Here is a 249-nt window from a genome sequence, read left to right on the forward strand (position 1 = left end):
TTTTCAAAAAGAAGAACCTGGACTACCCGTTCGTGGTCTTTAAGAACCGCCTGTGGACCAATATTTTAGTCGTGGTGGTGGAAATTATCCTGATCGTCGGGATTCTCTTTACCTTCGTTCAACCACTGCTGGAACACGACTACCAGACCGCCTTTTGGACGATCGCTGGACCGTTCTTCTTTGCTATCGTGGCACTGGTCTTTTACAAAATTTCAGCCCGTCGCCACAACGTTGACCCGAATGAATAAG

General features: G+C 47.4%; 1 protein-coding gene. It reads left to right on the forward strand.

Features of this window, described 5'->3' with window-relative positions; genetic code table 11:
* The coding region (locus L9G74_RS21490; protein WP_238898862.1) for a hypothetical protein at window positions 1-248 on the forward strand (248 nt) is incomplete at its 5' end.
* Window position 249 lies beyond the last annotated feature (1 nt).

Origin of the sequence: Shewanella electrica, assembly GCF_022321485.1 — a bacterium.
Lineage (GTDB): Bacteria > Pseudomonadota > Gammaproteobacteria > Enterobacterales > Shewanellaceae > Shewanella > Shewanella electrica.